The following is an 891-nucleotide window of genomic DNA, read 5'->3' on the forward strand; positions in this document are numbered from 1 at the left end:
CGCCCATGATCCCTCATCCCGGACAGCGCTCCTGGTAGTCAGAGGCTTACCCGGAATGGCTCAGTGACTCCTCATACCGCCGAGCTGATCATTCAACGAGCTCCAAGCGGCGGTCACCACCATCCCGTAAGGAGCGCCGTAGCATAGCGGTCATGACAGCACCTACCACCCTGCCGGCGGGCTATCGGTTGGTCGATGGACCACCGACGGTCGGAGACTACCTAATCCTTCGCAAACGATCTGGGCTCTCACCGCGTCGACCCGATCAGGCTGCCGCCGCGGTACAGGGTGGCTGGGCTGCGGTGCACGTATTGCACGAGGAGAGCGGCACGACAGTAGGGATGGGTCGGGTGCTCGGCGATGGCGGGTGGTACTTCCACGTGGTCGACATGGCTGTATTGCCAGAGCACCAGCGCCGGGGCATAGGTGAAGCGATACTGACTGCGTTGCTGGAGACAATCCGTCGGGAAGCGCCGCCCGGTGCGTTCGTGAACTTGCTCGCCGATCCGCCGGGCCGCCGCCTCTACGAGCGGCACGGTTTCCACCAAACGGGGCCGAACTCTGTCGGGATGGCCCGGACCCTTGACTGACGACGCAACTGGCCCATGCCACAAGACCGGCCGACTCCTCAACACCAGCTGACCAGCATCCGTGTAGCCCGATCCACAAACGGGGCATATTCAGAAAAGTTAATCAATGTCCCCACGAATAAGCACTAATGCGAATACGACCTTGGGGTTCCCCGATTTCCGATCACAACCCCTACGACAACGTACACCTTCATCGCCGAACGGCCGACCCGGTCGCTGAAGGCGAAGATCCGAGCACTGAGCCATTCCGCGCAACGGTCTGGTTGCTGGCTGTAGCCGCTTGGGTGTCCGGTAGGTCCGA

General features: G+C 62.0%; 1 protein-coding gene. It reads left to right on the forward strand.

What is annotated here, in order from left to right; all coding sequences use genetic code 11:
* Positions 1–341: 341 nt before the first annotated feature.
* The gene (locus V6U90_RS33575; protein WP_334445225.1) at positions 342–590 is read left to right on the forward strand and encodes a GNAT family N-acetyltransferase; all 249 of its coding nucleotides are present in this window, start codon (positions 342–344) and stop codon (positions 588–590) included.
* Positions 591–891: the final 301 nt, after the last annotated feature.

Origin of the sequence: Micromonospora sp. CPCC 206060 (genome assembly GCF_036906895.1) — a bacterium.
Classification (GTDB): domain Bacteria; phylum Actinomycetota; class Actinomycetes; order Mycobacteriales; family Micromonosporaceae; genus Micromonospora.

What these genes read in the sequence shown, in the direction of transcription:
- V6U90_RS33575 (WP_334445225.1), top strand. Translation starts at nt 342, where the DNA reads ATGGGTCGGGTGCTCGGCGATGGCGGGTGGTACTTCCACGTGGTCGAC.